The organism is Staphylococcus sp. GDY8P131P (genome assembly GCF_017891975.1).
Taxonomy (GTDB): domain Bacteria; phylum Bacillota; class Bacilli; order Staphylococcales; family Staphylococcaceae; genus Staphylococcus; species Staphylococcus nepalensis.
In genome coordinates this window covers 1-895 of the sequence record NZ_JAESKF010000034.1, presented here as the reverse complement: position 1 = coordinate 895, position 895 = coordinate 1, and the positions used below count along the sequence as shown (strand labels likewise).

The window sequence follows — 895 nt, the reverse complement described above, 5'->3', positions numbered from 1 at the left end:
TATAAGTGGCTTGAGTGTCCACCTTGCATTACCCAATAAGTACCGATAACAGTAATTAAAGTAATGATAAGCGCAAATATAACTTTAAACCCTTGTACGTTTCCGTCTTTACCTTCAGTTAAGTGCATGAACATTAATAATTGTACTGCAGCTTGTATAAAAGCAAAGCCAAAGATGATTGTAATCTTAGCATTAAGTGCCATTGATGTGTATAGGGTTACGAATACTGCTAAAAGAGTCAGAACGATTGAGCCAATAAAGCCTACTGTGTGTTTTACAATTGTATTCATCCGCTAAACACCATCCCTATCATATATACGGCAGTAAAGATGAAGATCCAAACAACATCTAAGAAGTGCCAGTATAAACTTACTATAAATAACTTAGGCGCATTGTCTTTATTTAGTCCACGCATGCCAACTTGGATTAATAAACAAATAATCCAAATAATACCTAATGAGACGTGGGCGCCGTGTGTTCCTAAAAGTATAAAGAAACTAGACCAATAAGAACCGATTGTTAGGTTAACACCTTCTGATACGTAGTGTGCAAACTCGTAAATTTCAAATCCTACGAAGACAACACCAAATAATAAAGTGATAATCATCCAAATCGTCATTAATTTTGCTTTTTCTTTTCTCATATAGTAAATAGAAATACCACAAGTATAAGAACTAATTAATAACGCAAATGTCATTATCAAAACGAGGGGTAATTCGAACATTTCAGTCGTCATTTTACCGCCATAGTCTCCGCCATGTTGAAGTGTTAATAGGGTTGCAAATAGCGTACCGAATAGTGAGACTTCTGCTGTAAGGAATATCCAAAAGCCAAGTCTATTTAAATTACCTTCATGCGAACGTTGATCAATAGTGTTTGCATCATGACTCATGAC

At 35.3% G+C, this 895-nt stretch carries 2 protein-coding genes; both read right to left on the bottom strand.

What is annotated here, in order from left to right; all coding sequences use genetic code 11:
* The coding region (qoxD, locus tag KA894_RS14395; RefSeq protein WP_096808059.1) for a cytochrome aa3 quinol oxidase subunit IV at nt 1-290 on the bottom strand (290 nt) is incomplete at its 3' end.
* Nucleotides 287-892: a cytochrome aa3 quinol oxidase subunit III gene (gene qoxC, locus KA894_RS14390; RefSeq protein ID WP_096808058.1), complete on the bottom strand. Its 606-nt coding sequence runs from the start codon at nt 890-892 to the stop codon at nt 287-289. The genes qoxD and qoxC, both read right to left, overlap by 4 nt.
* Nucleotides 893-895: the final 3 nt, after the last annotated feature.